Origin of the sequence: Burkholderia territorii, from assembly GCF_001718335.1 — a bacterium.
Taxonomy (GTDB): domain Bacteria; phylum Pseudomonadota; class Gammaproteobacteria; order Burkholderiales; family Burkholderiaceae; genus Burkholderia; species Burkholderia territorii.
Genome location: NZ_CP013366.1, coordinates 134272 through 151128, shown reverse-complemented (window position 1 = coordinate 151128; position 16857 = coordinate 134272). Strand labels below are relative to the sequence as shown.

Annotated in this window: 9 protein-coding genes; 3 read left to right on the top strand and 6 right to left on the bottom strand. The window is 68.0% G+C overall.

Annotated features, from left to right (window positions below; genetic code table 11):
* Positions 1 to 36: 36 nt before the first annotated feature.
* Entirely contained in the window at positions 37 to 1689 is a 1653-nt protein-coding gene (locus WS51_RS11405) for an acyl-CoA dehydrogenase family protein (protein ID WP_069229969.1), read from the top strand.
* 28 nt (positions 1690 to 1717) lie between these two features.
* A complete protein-coding gene (locus WS51_RS11400) occupies positions 1718 to 3226 on the top strand; it encodes a class I adenylate-forming enzyme family protein (RefSeq protein ID WP_069229218.1) in 1509 nt (502 codons plus the stop codon).
* Between the two features lie 97 nt (positions 3227 to 3323).
* On the opposite strand, the gene WS51_RS11395 is transcribed toward WS51_RS11400, so the two are convergent.
* From WS51_RS11395 to hemE, 4 genes are all read right to left on the bottom strand, one after another.
* Positions 3324 to 4463: a branched-chain amino acid ABC transporter substrate-binding protein gene (locus WS51_RS11395; RefSeq protein ID WP_059452578.1), complete on the bottom strand. Its 1140-nt coding sequence runs from the start codon at positions 4461 to 4463 to the stop codon at positions 3324 to 3326.
* Between the two features lie 84 nt (positions 4464 to 4547).
* Positions 4548 to 8480 carry a trifunctional transcriptional regulator/proline dehydrogenase/L-glutamate gamma-semialdehyde dehydrogenase gene (gene putA / locus WS51_RS11390; RefSeq protein ID WP_059452577.1) on the bottom strand — a complete coding sequence of 1311 codons (3933 nt, stop codon included), beginning with the start codon at positions 8478 to 8480 and terminating at the stop codon, positions 4548 to 4550.
* A gap of 394 nt (positions 8481 to 8874) precedes the next feature.
* Positions 8875 to 11136, bottom strand: coding sequence for a primosomal protein N' (locus tag WS51_RS11385; RefSeq protein WP_069229217.1), 2262 nt, complete (start codon positions 11134 to 11136; stop codon positions 8875 to 8877).
* Positions 11137 to 11584: 448 nt separating this feature from the next.
* Positions 11585 to 12679 (bottom strand): uroporphyrinogen decarboxylase, encoded by a 1095-nt coding sequence (gene hemE, locus WS51_RS11380; protein ID WP_059772067.1) that lies wholly within the window; start codon positions 12677 to 12679, stop codon positions 11585 to 11587.
* 149 nt (positions 12680 to 12828) lie between these two features.
* Here hemE and WS51_RS11375 point away from each other — a divergent pair, with 149 nt between their 5' ends.
* Complete coding sequence (locus WS51_RS11375; RefSeq protein WP_069229216.1) at positions 12829 to 13635, top strand: transporter substrate-binding domain-containing protein; 807 nt, start codon at positions 12829 to 12831, stop codon at positions 13633 to 13635.
* A gap of 691 nt (positions 13636 to 14326) precedes the next feature.
* Here WS51_RS11375 and WS51_RS11370 read toward each other — a convergent pair.
* Complete coding sequence (locus WS51_RS11370; protein WP_069229215.1) at positions 14327 to 16054, bottom strand: AMP-binding protein; 1728 nt, start codon at positions 16052 to 16054, stop codon at positions 14327 to 14329.
* 258 nt (positions 16055 to 16312) lie between these two features.
* Entirely contained in the window at positions 16313 to 16738 is a 426-nt protein-coding gene (locus WS51_RS11365; protein ID WP_006477288.1) for a F0F1 ATP synthase subunit epsilon, read from the bottom strand.
* Positions 16739 to 16857 lie beyond the last annotated feature (119 nt).

Below are 16857 nucleotides of genomic sequence, written 5' to 3'. Positions count from 1 at the left end.
CGGCAGACCGCGAAGCACGAGACCGGAGACAGCCCGATGACCGAATCGACCCATGCCGTCACGAACCAGTTCGACGAACTGGTCGACTATAACCTCTTCGCCACCGACGTCGCGCTGCGCGAGGCGTTGGTGCGCGCGGGCGCCGGCTGGGCCATGCCGCAGCTCGACGCGTACGGCGCGCGGCTCGGCAGCGCAGACACCGCGCGGCTCGCCGACGAAGCCAACCGTCACACGCCGGAACTGAACGCGTTCGACCGGCGCGGCCGGCGCATCGACCGCGTCGACTTCCATCCGGCATGGCACACGCTGCTCGGCATGTACCGCAACGAAGGCTTCGTGTCGCTCGCGTTCCGCGATCCGCGCCCCGGCCGCTGGGCCGCGACCGCCGCCGCCTTCTATCTGCACGGCCAGATCGAGGCCGGCACGCTGTGCCCGGCGACGATGACGCAAGCCGCGATTCCGGTGCTGCAGAAGGAACCCGCGCTGTGGGAGCTGCTGCGCGACAAGCTTTACAGCGACGACTACGATCCGCGCGACGTGCCGCTCGCCGGCAAGCGCTCGATCTGGTTCGGCATGGGCATGACCGAGAAGCAGGGCGGCTCCGACGTGCGCGCGAACACGACGCTGGCGAGCGCCGTCGGCGCGGGCGGACGCGGCGGCGAATACCTGCTGCGCGGCCACAAGTGGTTTTTCTCTGCGCCAATGTGCGACGCGCACCTGGTCGTCGCGCGCACCGAAGCCGGCAGCCCGTCGTGCTTCTACGTGCCGCGCTGGCGGCCCGACGGAACGAAGAACGCGGTCGAGATCCAGCGATTGAAGAACAAGGTCGGCAACCGCAGCAACTCGAGCAGCGAGATCGAGTTGAACGACGCGTGGGGCATCATGCTCGGCGACGAAGGCCGCGGCATTCCGACCATCATCGAGATGGCCACGTACACGCGCCTGAACTGCGTGCTCGGCAGCGCGGCGATGCTGCGCCAGGGCGTCGTGCAGGCGATCGCGTACACGCGCCAGCGCCATGCGTTCGGCCGCGCGCTCGCCGAGCAGCCGCTGATGCGCACCGTGCTCGCCGATCTCGCGCTCGAAAGCGAGGCCGCGCTCGCGCTCGCGATGCGTCTCGCCGACGCGTTCGAGCGCGACGACTCGCCGCGCGAACGCGCGTGGAAGCGGATCGTCACGCCCGCCGCGAAATTCTGGGTCTGCAAGCGCGCGGTCGAGCTGACCGGCGAGGTGATGGAAGTGTTCGGCGGCAACGGCTACGTCGACGACGGCCCGATCGCGCGGCTGTTCCGCGAGGCGCCGGTGAACTCGATCTGGGAAGGCTCCGGCAACGTGATGTGCGTTGACGTGTTGCGCGCGGTGTCGCGCGAGCCCGACGCGGCCGCGGCGCTGTTCGCCGAACTGACCGAGCTCGGCGCGGGCGAACCGCGCATCCGCGCGGCGCTCGAGACGCTGCGCGCGATGCTCGCGGCACCGGCCGATACGCTCGAGGCGTCGGCCCGCGTGTTCGCGCAACGGCTCGCGCTCATCGCGCAGGCATGCCTGCTGCGGCGCGACGCGCCCGCGGCCGTCGCCGACGCGTTCATCGCGACGCGGCTGGCCGCGCCCGACTGGGGCCGCATCGCGGGCGGCTTCGATCCGCATGCGCTCGACGTCGCCGCGCTGCTGCAGCGCGCCTACCCGGCCTGACGCCGTACGCCATTGCTCAGGAGCCCCGATGAACCTCGTCGCCGCCCTCGATCGCGCCGCCCGTGCGACGCCCGACAAGCCGTTCCTCATCAGCGAATCCGAGACGATCACCTATGGCGCCGCGCGCGAGCGCTCGCATCGCGCGGCCGCGGTACTGAGCGCGCTGGGCGTGACTGCCGGCGATCGCGTGGCCGCGATGTGCTTCAACACACCGGCCTTCATCGACCTGATGTTCGGCGCGTGGCGGCTCGGCGCGGCGTTCGTGCCGATCAACCACAAGCTGCAGGCGCCGGAAGTCGACTACCTGCTCGAACACAGCCGCAGCAAGGTGCTGCTGTTCGACGTGACGCTCGCGCCGGTGATCGAACGCATCGTGCACCCGGCGCGGCAGCTCGTGACGGAAGGCGAACTCGACGGCGTGCCGGGCTTCGACACGATGTGCGCGGCAATGGACGGGCTCGCGGGCATCGAGCCCGCCGACGGCGACGTCGCGCAGATTCTCTACACGTCGGGCACGACCGGCCGCCCGAAGGGCTGCGTGCACAGCCATCGCACGGTGACGTTCGCGGCGATGTCGGCGGCGCTCGCGATCGGCATCGGCCGCAACGAGCGCACGCTGATGGCGATGCCGATCTGGCATTCGTCGCCGCTGAACAACTGGTTCGGCGGCACGCTGGTCGCGGGCGGCACCGTCGTGCTGCTGCGCGAATATCATCCGCTGCGCTTCCTGCAGACGATCGAGCGCGAGCGCATCACGCTGTATTTCGGTGCGCCGGTGTCGTACACGCTGCCGCTCGACAAGATCGACGGCTTCGGCGCATTCGACCTGTCGAGCGTGCGCGCATGGCTGTATGGCGGCGGCCCGATCGGCGCCGCGCAGGCCGAACGGCTCGCGCGCGCGTACCACAGCAACGCGTTCTTCCAGGTGTATGGGATGACGGAGACGGGCCCGGCCGGCACGACGCTGTACCCGGACGAGCAGATCGCGAAGGCCGGTTCGATCGGCCGGCACGGCGGTCCGGGCGTCGACCTGCGCGTGGTGCGGATCGACGGCGCCGACGCGCAGCCCGGCGAAACCGGCGAGATCTGGCTGAAGACCGACAGCATGATGCTCGGCTATCTCGATGACGCGGCCGCCACGCGCGCCGCGTTCTCGCCCGACGGCTGGTACCGCAGCGGCGACATTGCGCGAATCGATCAGGATGGCTATCTGTTCATCGTCGACCGGCTGAAGGACATGATCGTGACCGGCGGCGAAAACGTCTATTCGAAGGAAGTGGAAGACGTGCTGGGCACGCACCCGGACATCGCCGAGGCGGCGGTCGTCGGCGTCCCGCATCCCGAGTGGGGCGAGACGGTCGTCGCGCATGTCGTGATGCGCGCGAACGCGGCACCCGGCGCGGATGCGCTGCGCGCGTTCTGCGGCGAGCGGCTCGCCGCGTACAAGGTCCCGCGCGAGTTCAGGTTCGCGCAGGCGCTGCCGCGCACGCCGACCGGCAAGCTGCAGAAGTTCCTGCTGCGCAACCGGCTCGACTAGCGGCCCGACAAAAAAGCCACCGGACCGAATGGTGCGGTGGCCTGCGCACGCATGCCGGGCGACGCAGCGTTGCCGCCGCCCGCGACACGCGCGATGCTTATTTGCCGCCGATGCTCTTCAGCGGCTTCCACTCGCCCTTCTCGACCTTGTACATCGTGATGCCGCCGTTCTTCAGGTCGCCCTTCGCGTCATACGCGACGTGCGTCGACGTGACACCGGCCATGTCGGTCTTCGCGAGCACCGGCAGGTACTTCGCCGGATCGGTCGAATCGGCCTTCTTCATCGCGTTGAGCATCGCCATCGCGCCGTCGTACGCGTACGGCGAGTACGTCTGCACGTCTTCGCCGAAACGCTTCTTGTACTTGTCGGCGTAAGCCTTGCCGCCCGGCATTTCTTCCAGCGGCAGGCCTGCCAGCGATGCGATCGTGCCGTCGGCCGCGTTGCCCGCGATCTTCAGGAACGTCGGCGTCTTCACCATTTCGCCGCTCATCAGCGGCGCGGTGATGCCGAGCGCCTTCATCTGCTTGACCATCGGCGCGGCCTGCGAATCCGCGCCGCCGTAGTAGATGAGGTCCGGCTTCGCGGACTTCAGCTTGGTCAGGATCGCCTTGAAGTCGACGGCCTTGTCGTTCGTGAACTCGCGGTCCACGATCGTCGCGCCGCCGGCCTTCGCGGCCTTCTCGAACTGGTCGGCGAGACCCTGGCCGTAGGCCGTGCGGTCGTCGACGATCGCGATCTTCTTCATGCCGAGATCCTTCGACGCGAACGTGCCCGCCACCGAGCCCTGCTGCGTGTCGGACGTCATCATGCGGAAGGTCGTCTTGTAGCCTTGCTGCGTGTATTCCGGCGCGGTCGCCATCGCGATTTCCGGAATGCCGGCGTTCGCGTAGATGCGCGAGGCCGGAATCGTCGTGCCCGAGTTGAAGTGGCCGAGCATGCCCTTGATGCCGTCGTCGACGAGCTTCTGCGCAACCGTCGTGCCGGTGCGCGGGTCAGCCTGGTCGTCCTGCGTGCTCAGCACGAACTTCACCGGCTTGCCGCCGATCTTCGGGTTCGTCGCGTTGAAGTCTTCCAGCGCGAGCACGATCCCGTTCTGCATATCCTTGCCGTAGTGCGCCTGGGCGCCCGTCATCGGCCCTGCGTAACCGATCTTCACGTCGTCAGCATGGGCCGTCCCCGCAAGCGACATGACGGCGACGAACGTCGCGCCTGCCAGCTTTTTCATCGTGTGTTGCATAGCATCTCCTTGGTACCAGGGTAAATGGAGCGGCTTCGGGATCGCCTGGCCGCTTCCTTTGTTTGATCCGAACGGCAAGGATGGTCAGCCGATCGTCATCAAATTCGCATTGCCGCCTGCCGCGGCCGTGTTCACGCTCACCGAGCGCTCGGTCAGCAGGCGTTCGAGCGCGTAGTCTTCCGCATCGCCGTTCTCGAACGCGCCCGCCGATACGCCCTGCACCGACACGATCGGGCCCGGCCGCTGCGCGACGTCCTTCACGAGCGTCTGCAGTTCGTCGCTGTCGCCTTCGAACAGCACCGCGTCGAACGGCGCGTCGGCCTGCTTGCGCACGGCCGCATGCGCCTTCAGCGCGGCCGGCAGCGCGGCCACCAGCGCCTCGCCCGCCGTGCCGGCGAACAGCGCGCGGTTGCCCGTCGCCAGCACCGCCGCGAACTGCGCGCGCGCGCCGCCCGGCGTGGCCGCGACACACAGCACCGTGCCGCGCGGGCCGAGTGTATACGTGTTTCGCTCGCCCGTCGGGCCGGTGAGCACGGCGGTCGCACCGGCCGGCACCTGCGCGAGATAGCCGTCGCAGCGTGCGGCCAGCGCCGGCTCGCGTTGCTCGATCAGCCAGTCGCGCAGCGCGGTGAGCGCCGCCGCCGGGTTGCCGCGCGCGTCGCCGTCGGCGGCGCCGTCCGCGACCAGCGACTGCGCGAGCGAACGCGGCAGGCCTGACGGACGCGTCGCGAGCAGGCGCTGCAGGTACAGCGCGCCACCGGCCTTCGGGCCCGTGCCCGACAGCCCTTCGCCGCCGAACGGCTGCACGCCGACCACCGCGCCGATCACGTTGCGGTTCACGTAGATGTTGCCGACGTGCGCGTTCGAGATCACGTGCGCGATCGTCTCGTCGATCCGCGTGTGGATGCCAAGCGTCAGCCCGTAGCCCGTCGCGCGGATCTGCTCGAGCAGCTTGTCGAGCTGGTTGCGGCGATAGCGCACGACGTGCAGCACCGGGCCGAACACTTCGCGCTTCAACTCGTCGATGCTGCCGATCTCGATCAGCGTCGGCGGCACGAACGTGCCGTGCGCGCAGGCTTCCGGCGACGGCAGCTGCGTGACGGCATGGCCCTTCTCCTTCATCGCCGCGACGTGCGCGTCGATCGTCTGCTTCGCTTCCGCGTCGATCACCGGGCCGACGTCGGTCGACAGCCGGTCCGGGTTGCCGAGCGACAGCTCGTGCATCGCGCCCTTGAGCATCGTCAGCGTGCGGTCCGCGACGTCGTCCTGCAGACACAGAACGCGCAGCGCCGAGCACCGTTGACCGGCCGAGTCGAACGACGACTGCAGCACGTCCGCGACGACCTGCTCCGCGAGCGCCGACGAGTCGACGATCATCGCGTTCTGGCCGCCCGTCTCCGCGATCAGCGGAATCGGCTTGCCGTCCGGATCGAGACGCGCGGACAGCGTCTTGTTGATCAGGCGCGCAACTTCGGTCGACCCGGTGAACATCACCGCGCGCGTGCGCGGATCGGCAACCAGCGCCGCGCCGACGGTCTCGCCGGTGCCCGGCAGCAGCTGCACCGCGCCGGCCGGCACGCCGGCCTCGCGCAGCAGGCGCACGGCCTGCGCGGCGATCAGCGGCGTCTGCTCGGCCGGCTTCGCGAGCACCGTGTTGCCGGCCGCGAGCGCGGCAGCCACCTGGCCCATGAAGATCGCGAGCGGGAAGTTCCACGGGCTGATACAGACCACCGGGCCGAGCGGGCGGTGCGTGTCGTTCGAGAATTCGCCGCGGATCTGCGCCGCGTAGTAGCGCAGGAAGTCGACGGCTTCGCGGATTTCGGCGATCGCGTTCGGCAGCGACTTGCCGGCTTCGCGCACGATCAGGCCCATCAGCGTGTGCATCTGCGCTTCGAGCAGGTCGGCCGCGCGCACCAGGCAGTCGGCGCGCGCATCGACCGGCGTCGCCTGCCAGATCGGCGCGGCAGCCACCGCGTGCGCGAGCGCCGCGCTCACGTGTTCGGCCGTCGCTTCGCTGACGGTGCCGACCAGGTCGCGCAGGTCGGCCGGGTTGCGCACGTCGCGCGCCGGAGCATCGGCGAGCGCGTCGTCGGCGAGCATCGGTGCCGCGCGCCACGGATGGTGCGCGCTCGCGAGCAGCGCGGACGACAGCGACGCGAGACGGTGTTCGTTCGACAGGTCGAGACCCATCGAATTCGGACGCTCGTCGCCGTACAGGTTGCGCGGCAGCGGAATCTTCGCGTGCGGCGCGCCGAGCGGCACGACCTTCGACGCTTCATCGACCGGATCGGCGACCAGCTCCTTCACCGACACCGTCTTGTCGGCGATGCGGTTCACGAACGACGTGTTCGCGCCGTTTTCCAGCAGACGGCGCACCAGGTAGGCGAGCAGCGTTTCGTGCGTGCCGACCGGCGCGTACACGCGGCACGGCCGGTTCAGCTTGTCGCGGCCCGTGACTTCCTCGTACAGCGGCTCGCCCATCCCGTGCAGGCACTGGAATTCGTACTGGCCCGGGTAGTAGTTCTGGCCGGCCAGGTGATAGATCGCGGCCAGCGTGTACGCGTTGTGCGTCGCGAACTGCGGATAGACGGCGTCCGGCGCCGCGAGCAGCTTCTTCGCGCACGCGAGGTACGACACGTCCGTGTAGATCTTGCGCGTGTACACCGGATAGCCTTCGAGGCCGTCGACTTGCGCGCGCTTGATTTCGGTATCCCAGTACGCGCCCTTGACGAGGCGGATCATCAGGCGGTGACGGCTGCGGCGCGCGAGGTCGATCAGGTAGTCGATCACGAACGGGCAGCGCTTCTGGTAGCCCTGCACGACGAAGCCGATGCCGTTCCAGCCCGCGAGTTCCGGATCGAAGCACAGCGCCTCGAGCAGGTCGAGCGACAGTTCGAGACGGTCCGCTTCTTCAGCGTCGATGTTCAGGCCGATGTCGTAGCGGCGCGCGAGCAGCGCCAGCGCTCGCACGCGCGGCAGCAGTTCGCTCATCGTGCGGTCCTGCTGCGAGCGCGAGTAGCGCGCGTGCAGCGCCGACAGCTTGATCGAGATGCCCGGCCCTTCATAGATGCCGCGCCCGCCGGCGGCCTTGCCGATCGCGTGGATCGCCTGTTCGTACGATGCGTAGTAGCGCTGCGCGTCCTCTTCGGTCGTCGCCGCTTCGCCGAGCATGTCGTACGAGTAGCGGAAGCCGCGCGCTTCGTACTTGCGGCTGTTCGCCAGTGCTTCGGAAATCGTCTCGCCGGTGACGAACTGCTCGCCCATCAGGCGCATCGCCATGTCGACGCCCTTGCGGATCAGCGGCTCGCCGCCGCGGCCGATCAGGCGCGTGAGCGCCGACGACAGGCCCGCTTCGCTGTTGGTCGTCACGAGCTTGCCGGTGATCATGAGCCCCCAGGTCGCCGCGTTCACGAACAGCGACGGCGCGTGGCCGACGTGCGAACGCCAGTCGCCCTTGCTGATCTTGTCGCGGATCAGCGCATCGCGCGTCGCGCGATCGGGAATGCGCAGCAGCGCTTCGGCCAGGCACATCAGCGCGACGCCTTCCTGGCTCGACAGCGAGAACTCGTGGATGAGCCCTTCGACGCCGCCGCCCGAGCTCTTCTCGCGCAGCGCCTCGACGAGCTGCGTCGCGAGCGCCTGCACGTCGGCCTGCAGGTTCGCCGGCAGGCGCGCCTGGCCCAGCAGGAACGGCACGCATTCCGGCTCGGGACGGCGATACGCGGCCGTGATGGCCGCGCGCAGCACCGATTGCGGCTGCACGTTCTGCGCGAACTCGAGGAACGGATGCGGCGAGTTGTCGTCGTCGCCGTCCGTCGCCTGCCCGTCGGCGAGCTCCGTCACGCCGCTGTTGCCCGACAGCTCGGGCGGCAGCTGGCCGTGCTCGATCCGCTCGAGATACGCGAAGATCGCCTGCTTGATCAGCCAGTGGGGAGTGCGCTCGAGACGCGCTGCCGCGTCTTTCAGGCGCGAGCGGAGGAGGTCGTCGACTTTGACGCCTAGAGTCGTGCTTGCCATGGTGGGTTCGTGCGCCGGTGCGAGCCCGGCCAATGTGGTGTGAGAGGATGCGCGAAATCCTACGGCACGCAATAAAAAGGTGCAACCAAATTGATGGATTGGTTGCACCCTCAAGTTATTCAATATAATCAGCCACTTATGAGGTTGCAACCTAGGGGTTGCCCGTGGTCCGCTGATCGGTGTTTTCCCTGAGCGGGGCAAGTTGGCGCGCGTGGGTAGCCCTCGGCGTGCACCACCGAGGGGAAAAGCGGGTTGCACTGTGCGTGGCGGAAGGTCGTGCGGGCGGCGTCGAACCGATCGACAGTAAGGATCGCGCAGGTGGTCGGCGGATCCAGGTGGCTCCGGGGTGGCTCTGGGTCATCGGCGTGCGGCACGGCGGCCGCGCACGCCGCGCTCAGATATCGAGCGGGTCGACCTCGACGCTCCACCGCAGCACACCCTTCAGCGCACGCAGCGCCGGCTGCCATGCGCGCAGCGCATGCTGCAGCGCCGCCCGCGACGCGCTTTCGAGCAGCAACTGCGCGCGGTGGACGTTGGCCACCTTCACGATCGTCATCGGCACCGCGTCGTAGACGGTCACGCGATCGGCGCCCGGCAGCCCCGGCAACGCGGCGGCGGCCTGCAACAGGAACGCGAGCGCCGCATCGAGCGTGCGTCCTTCGGCGCGCAGCAGCGCCTGGTAGACGAACGGCGGCAGGTGCGCGTCGCGGCGCTCGCCGAGCGTCGAATTCGCGAAACCGACGTAATCCTGCCGGCCGAGCGCGTGATACAGCGCGTGACGCGGATAGCGCGTCTGCACGAGCACCTCGCCCGGCAGTCCGGCGCGCCCCGCACGGCCGCTCACCTGCATCAGCTGCGCGAACAGCCGCTCGCTCGCGCGGAAGTCGTGCGAAAACAGCGCGGTGTCGGCATTGAGCACGCCGACGAGCGACACGCGCTGGAAGTCGTGCCCCTTCGCGATCATCTGCGTGCCGACCAGGATGTCGACCTCGCCGGCATGCACGTCCGAGAACAGCGCCTGCGCACTGCCCTTGCGCCGCGTGCTGTCCGCATCGATCCGCAGGATGCGCGCGCCTGGCACGGCCTCGGCGAGCGCCTCCTCGATGCGTTGCGTGCCGCGCCCGAGCGGCGCGATGTCGACGTTCCCGCATTCGGGGCACGAGCGCGGGATGCGCGCTTCCCAGCCGCAGTGATGGCAGCGCAGCGCATGCTCGGGCTTGTGCAGCACGACATAGGCGCTGCAACGCGGGCAACCGGCGACCCAGCCGCACGCGTCGCACGCGAGTTGCGGCGCGTAGCCGCGCCGGTTCAGGAACACGAGGCTCTGTTCGCCGCGCTCCAGCCGCGCCTTCAACGCCGCGACGAGCGGCCCCGACAGCCCGCCCATCGACGCGCGCCCGCGGCGCCGCTCCTCTTCGAGATCGATCAGCCGAACGGTCGGCAGCGTCGCGTCGGCCACCGCGCGGCGCGACAGCGTGAGCCGCGTGTAACGGCCCTGCTCGGCTTGCCACCAACTCTCGAGCGACGGCGTCGCCGAACCGAGCACGACCGGAATGCCGAGATGCTTCGCGCGCCACACGGCCAGATCGCGCGCCGAATAGCGCAACCCTTCCTGCTGCTTGTACGCAGGCTCGTGCTCCTCGTCGACGACGATCAGCGCGAGCGTCGGCAGCGATGCGAGCACCGCGAGCCGCGTGCCGAGCACGATCCGCGCACGGCCCGTGTGCGCGGCGAGCCAGTTGCGCGCCCGCTCGCCCTCGGCGAGCCCGCTGTGCAGCGTGACGATCGCGTCGTCGGCGAGCGTGCCCGCGAAACGGGCGCGGAACGCGGCCTCGAACTGCGGCGTCAGGTTGATTTCGGGCACGAGCACCAGCGCCTGCGCATCGGGCCGCGCATCGAGCAGCGCGGCGAGCGCATGCAGATAAACCTCGGTCTTGCCGCTGCCGGTCACGCCATGCAGCAGGAACGGCGCGAAACCGCGTGCGGCACGGATCGCGTCGAGCGCCTCCGCCTGCTGGTCGGTGAGCGCCGGCGGCACAGCTCGTCCACTGGTTGTCGACAGGTTATCCACAGCTTTGGGCACAGGCGCGTCGGTCCAGCCGATTTCCTCGATGGCGACCCAGCCGCGCGCGGCCCAGTCGTCGAGCGTGGCCACTGCCTTCGGATGCAAGACGCGCGCATCGGGCAACGTCAGCGAATCGGTGTCGGCGAGCGCCTGCGCGAGCCGCCGCAGTGCGGCCCCGCGCGCGGGCAACGCGTCGGGCAGCGCCGCGCGCCCGGTTTCGGTCAGCCGATAACGCACCTCGGGCGCCAGCAGCCGGCCCCAGCGCTGCGCGTCGCGCAGCGCCTGCGGCAGCGCCGGCAGCGCGACTTCGCCGCGGCCGCGCTGGTAATAGTCGGCCGCGAACGACACGAGCGCGAGCCAATCCGGCGCGAGCGGCGGCAGCTCGGTGCAGATCGCATCGACCGCCCGCAACCGGGACGGCGGCACATCGGTGTGAGTCGTTACTTCGCAGACGAGGCCGACGACCTGGCGCTTGCCGAACGGCACCTGCACCAGGGTGCCGGGCTCGGGCGCCGGCTGGACGTCGCAGCGGTAGTCGAACAGGGTGGCGAGCGGATGGTCGAGGGCGACCCGCAGGTAGGTGCCGTCCATCACCGCGCTCCGGCGACAGCGCGACGCGCACCGGCGGCTTGCACCCGGGCCCGCGCCACGGTGGCGAACTTAAAGTAAAACTTCAGATTCGGCGCTAAGTTTTGGATTCGCATTAGGAATCGCCGTATACCCTGACCAGCCTGTGGATAACTTTGTTGAGAACTCGGCGCTCAACAGCCGCGAAGCGCGCGGGGCCGTGCTTTCCGCCGTTTTCGGGCGCCGTCGGCCGCGCCCCGCGAAGCCTTATTCCATAAGGCTGCTATTCAAATTACGGAACCATAGCGAGACAATTCGACCGATACGGGGCTCTACCGCGCTGCAACGTGGAAAATGTGTATAAGTCAAGTCTTGACAAGCCTTGAATCGGCATCCGGTGCGGGGTTGCGTCCTGTTTAGTATCGGCAGCGAAACGCGGCCACCCCGCAGTGCAGCATGACGGCACTTGCGCTCAGCCCGCCGCTCCGCTACGGATCCTGCGGCTGTGGGTGTGCACTTCGTCGACGAGTTCGGCAACGTGGTCCGGCGACGTGAACTGCGAAATGCCGTGGCCGAGGTTGAATACATGCCCCGGATGATTGCCGTAGCTGTCGAGCACCGCGCGCGCCTGCTCGCGCACCGCGGCCGGCGGTGCAAACAGGATCGTCGGATCGAGGTTGCCCTGCAGCGCGACTTGCCCGGCCACGCGTTCGCGCGCGGCGCCGAGGTTGACCGTCCAGTCGAGGCCGACCGCGTCGACGCCGGTCGCCGCGATTTCCTCGAGCCACAGGCCGCCGCCCTTCGTGAACGTGATCACCGGCACGCGCTCGCCGTCGTGCTCGCGCTTCAGCTGCGCGACCACGCGGCGAATGTAGTCGAGCGAGAAGCGCTGGTACGCGCCGTCGGCCAGCGCGCCACCCCACGTATCGAAGATCATCACGGCTTGCGCGCCGGCTTCGATCTGCGCGTTCAGGTACGCGGCCACGGCCTGCGCGTTCACGTCGAGGATCCGGTGCATCAAGTCGGGGCGCGAATACGCCATCGACTTCACCGTGCGGAAATCGTCCGACCCGCCGCCTTCGACCATGTAGCACGCGAGCGTCCACGGGCTGCCCGAGAAGCCGATCAGCGGCACGCGCTGGCGGCCCTGGCCGTCGGTCAGCGCGCGACGGATTTCGCGCACGGCGCCCGTCACGTAGCCGAGCGTTTCCTCGATGTCCGGCACCGCGAGCTTCGCGACATCGGCTTCCGTGCGCACCGGATGCGCGAACTTCGGCCCTTCGCCGACCTGGAAGTCGAGGCCGAGACCCATCGCGTCGGGAATCGTCAGGATGTCCGAGAAAAGGATCGCGGCATCGAGCGGGAAGCGCTCGAGCGGCTGCAGCGTCACTTCCGTCGCGTAGTCGGGATTCTTCGCGAGACCGAGGAAGCTGCCGGCGCGCGCGCGCGTCGCGTTGTACTCGGGCAGATAGCGGCCGGCCTGGCGCATCAGCCAGATCGGCGTGTAGTCGGTCGGCTCGCGCAGAAGCGCACGCAGGAAGGTGTCGTTGAGCAGGGTATGGGCCACGGTAGGAGCGACGATGCGAAGGCAAAGCGGCATTTTACCGGAGCGCGGCCGCGCGGCCGCGTATGCCGATGCGATGGCGGCCATATGACGCGCGCGATGGCTCCGTTATGATCGGACGCTGATATCGAACCGAACGAAGGAGGAGACCGATGAAGACATTCGCCACGCTGGCCACGATCACCGCAGCCATGCTCTGCTGCGCCGCCGCGCAAGCGCAGGGCACGACCACGACGGCTGCCCCGACCGCGGCCGCCGGCTCGCGGCTCGACGACGTGGTCGCGCGCGGCACGCTGCGCGTGTGCGCGACGGGCGACTACAAGCCGTATTCGTACTACCGGACGGATGGCCGCTTCGAGGGCATCGACATCGACATGGCCGAATCGCTCGCGAAATCGCTCGGCGTGAAGGCCGAGTTCGTGAAGACGAGCTGGTCGAACCTCACCAACGACTTCGTCGCGAAGTGCGATGTCGCGGTGGGCGGCGTGTCGACGACGCTCGAGCGCCAGAAGCGCGTGTTCTTCACGCAGCCGTACGTGGTCGACGGCAAGACGCCGATCGTCCGCTGCACGGACGCCGACAAATATCAGACCGTCGCGCAGATCGACCGGCCCGAGACGCGCGTGATCGTCAACCCCGGCGGCACCAACGAGCGCTTCGCGAAGCAGTTCTTCACGCACGCGAACGTGAGCGTCTATCCGGACAACGTGACGATCTTCAAGCAGATCCTCGCGGGCAAGGCCGACGTGATGGTGACGGATGCATCCGAGACGCTGCTGCAGCAAAAGCTGAATCCGGGCCTGTGCTCCGTGCATCCCGACAAGCCGTTCCAGTTCGGCGAAAAGGCGTACATGGTGCCGCGCGGCGACGTCGTGTTCCAGCAATACGTCGATCAATGGCTGCATCTGGCGCTATCGTCCGGCGAATACCAGGCGATCTCAGACAAGTGGCTGAAGTAAGCACGAGCGAACGCACAACCGGCGGCCGATAACGGCACGGCCCCGGTTGCCGACGCGAGCCGGCGCCCCGCCGTTACACCTCGGCGATGCGTCCGGCCGGCGTGAAATCGCGAAAACCGGCCGAATGGCCGACTATCGCGGGTGCCAATCACGTTTCAAAATCTTTCCGACGAATGAATCGCCATACGCGCCATCTGCCGAACGATGCACATTCCGGCGTGTAAATCGGCAATTCATCGGCGTCGATACGCATGAAAAACGCATTATGCGCACCCGATGAAAACTCTGCGGAATAGATGGGTAAATATGACCTTTTTCAGGACCCCGAAAACAGCAAAAAATCCCGGAAAGCCTTATCTGGCGGGCGTTACAACCTGAAACACTTTGTTACCGCGACGGGTGATTAATTCGCCCACAATGGCCTCAACGGTTTCAACACGGATGCGGTCTCGTGTGCCAAGTGTGAGCGGACGCGAAGCGCTGCGAGCCAGTCGGTCACGTACCGAAGCCCTTCCGAGGGGCATCCCTGTTGGAGTCGTTTCCGGCCCCCGCCGGACTCGGTTTCATCTTTGGTCTCCTCGCGCTAACCCCGTAGCGTGTGGTTTTTAGCGGGCTAATAAGCCCGCTTTTTTTCGTCCATCGAAAACGCAGCGGCCCGAAGGCCACCGCGTTTGTCCCGCCGCCGCACCGCTCACGCGGTCTTCTGCACGGCGAGCTTCAGTTCCTCGATCATCCGTTCGCGCATCACGAACTTCTGCACCTTGCCCGTCACGGTCATCGGCAACTCGTCGACGAAGCGAATGTAGCGCGGAATCTTGTAGTGCGCGATCTGGCCGTTGCAGAACGCGCGCACGTCGTCCTCCGTCATCTGCTCGCCCGCGCGCAGCACGATCCACGCGCACAGCTCCTCGCCGTATTTCGCATCGGGCACGCCGAACACCTGCGCGCTCTGAATCTTCGGATGCCTGAACAGGAATTCCTCGATCTCGCGCGGATACACGTTCTCGCCACCGCGAATCACCATGTCCTTCAGCCGGCCGACGATGTTGCAGTAGCCGTCGGCGTCGAGCGTCGCGAGGTCGCCCGTATGCATCCACCCGTCGACCAGCACCTCGCGCGTCTTCGCATCGTCGTCCCAGTAGCCGAGCATCACCGAATAACCCTTCGTGCACAGCTCGCCCGTCGCGCCGACCGGCACGATCTCGCCGTTCGGGTCGACGATCTTCACCTCCAGGTGCGGCTGGATGCGGCCGACCGTCGTCGTGCGCTTCTCGAGCGGGTCGTCGGTCGAGCTCTGGAACGACACGGGGCTCGTCTCCGTCATGCCGTACGCGATCGTGATCTCGGACAAATGCATCTGCGACACGACGCGCTTCATCGTCTCGATGGGGCACGGCGAGCCGGCCATGATGCCGGTGCGCAGCGTCGACAGGTCGAATTTCGCGAAGTCCGGATGATCGAGTTCCGCGATGAACATCGTCGGCACGCCGTGCAGCGCGGTGCAGCGTTCCTCGGCGACGGCCGCGAGCGTCGCGACCGGATCGAACGCCTCGCCGGGGAAGACCATCGCCGCCCCCTTCGACACGCACGCGAGCACGGCGAGCACCATCCCGAAGCAGTGATACAGCGGCACCGGGATGCAAAGCGAATCCTGCTCGCTGAACCGCATCGCCATCGCGATCGAGCGCGCGTTGTTGACGACGTTGCGGTGCGTGAGCGTCGCGCCCTTCGGGCTGCCGGTCGTGCCGCTGGTGAACTGGATGTTGATCGGATCGCTGGCCGCGAGCGTCGCGCCGATCGCGTCGAGCCGCGCGACATCGAGCGTGTCGCGGCCGCGCGCCATCACGTCCGCGAAGCGGAGCATGCCGGCCGGCGCGACGTCGCCCATCGACACGACCGTGCGCAGGCTCGGCACGCGCGCCGCGTGCAGGTCGCCCGGTGTCGCATTCGCGAGCTCCGGCGCGATGGTCTGCAGCATCTCGACGTACGCGGACGTCTTGAAGCGCTCGGCCGCGATCACGGCCTTGCAGCCGACCTTGTTCAGCGCGTATTCGAGCTCCGCGAGCCGGTAGGCCGGGTTGATATTGACGAGGATGGCGCCGATGCGCGCGGTCGCGAACTGCGTGAGCAGCCATTCGCTGCGGTTCGGCGACCAGATGCCGACGCAGTCGCCCTTCACGATCCCGAGCGCGGCGAGGCCCGCCGCAAGCACGTCGATCTCGTGCGCGAACGTGCGCCAGTCCCAACGAATGCCTTGCTCGCGGAACACGACAGCAGGACGCTCGGGAAAGCGGGCCGCCGTGTCGAGCAGGAACCGGCTGATCGTCGCGTCGGATAACGGCACGTCGGTCGCGCCGCGCACGTACGACAGTCCGTTTTCGGGCGCGATCAGCGCCCCCTTGCCAAGGTCTGCTGCCATCGATGTCTCCGTCCGTTTTTGTCTGATCGGCCTGGCACGCGGCCGACGCGCGCCGGCTCCGCCACGATCGCGGCGGACTGCCTGTTCGCCGATGATGCCGCGCGCTGCTGACGCCACTCTGACATCAAATCGCGGCGGGCGGATGAAATAGCACGACCGGACGATACGGATTCGTGGCCGCACGAAACAGACGAATACGACGGACGAAAAAAAAGCAGCCCGAAGGCTGCTTTCTTTCGCGGGATACGCGCGCGCGGCTCAGTGCCGGCTGCGAATCTTCGCCAGACGCTGGATCGCCTCGAGCTGCGCCATCGCGGTCGCGAGCTCGGATTGCGCCTTTGCGAGGTCGAGGTCCGACTTCGCGTTCTGCAGCGTTTCCTCGGCACGCTTGCGCGCTTCCTCGGCTTTCGCCGCGTCGAGGTCCTTGCCGCGGATCGCGGTATCGGCGAGCACCGTCACGGCGCCCGGCTGCACTTCGAGAATGCCGCCTGCGACGAACACGAATTCGTCGTTGCCGCCCTCGACTTCGATGCGCACCGCACCCGGACGAATCCGGGTGATGAGCGGCGTGTGGCCCGGCAGAATGCCCAGCTCACCCGTTTCGCCCGGCAGCGCGACGAATTTCGCCTCGCCCGAGAAGATCTGCTCTTCCGCGCTGACGACGTCTACTTTGATGGTTGCCATATCGACTCCAATCTCATCCACGGGTTGAGCGTATTGCGGCCGGCGCGGGCGGCCGGAATGAAGTCATCGCTGACTTGTAGCTCCGGCCGGCGCACGCCGGCTTGCGACTCACTCAAGCC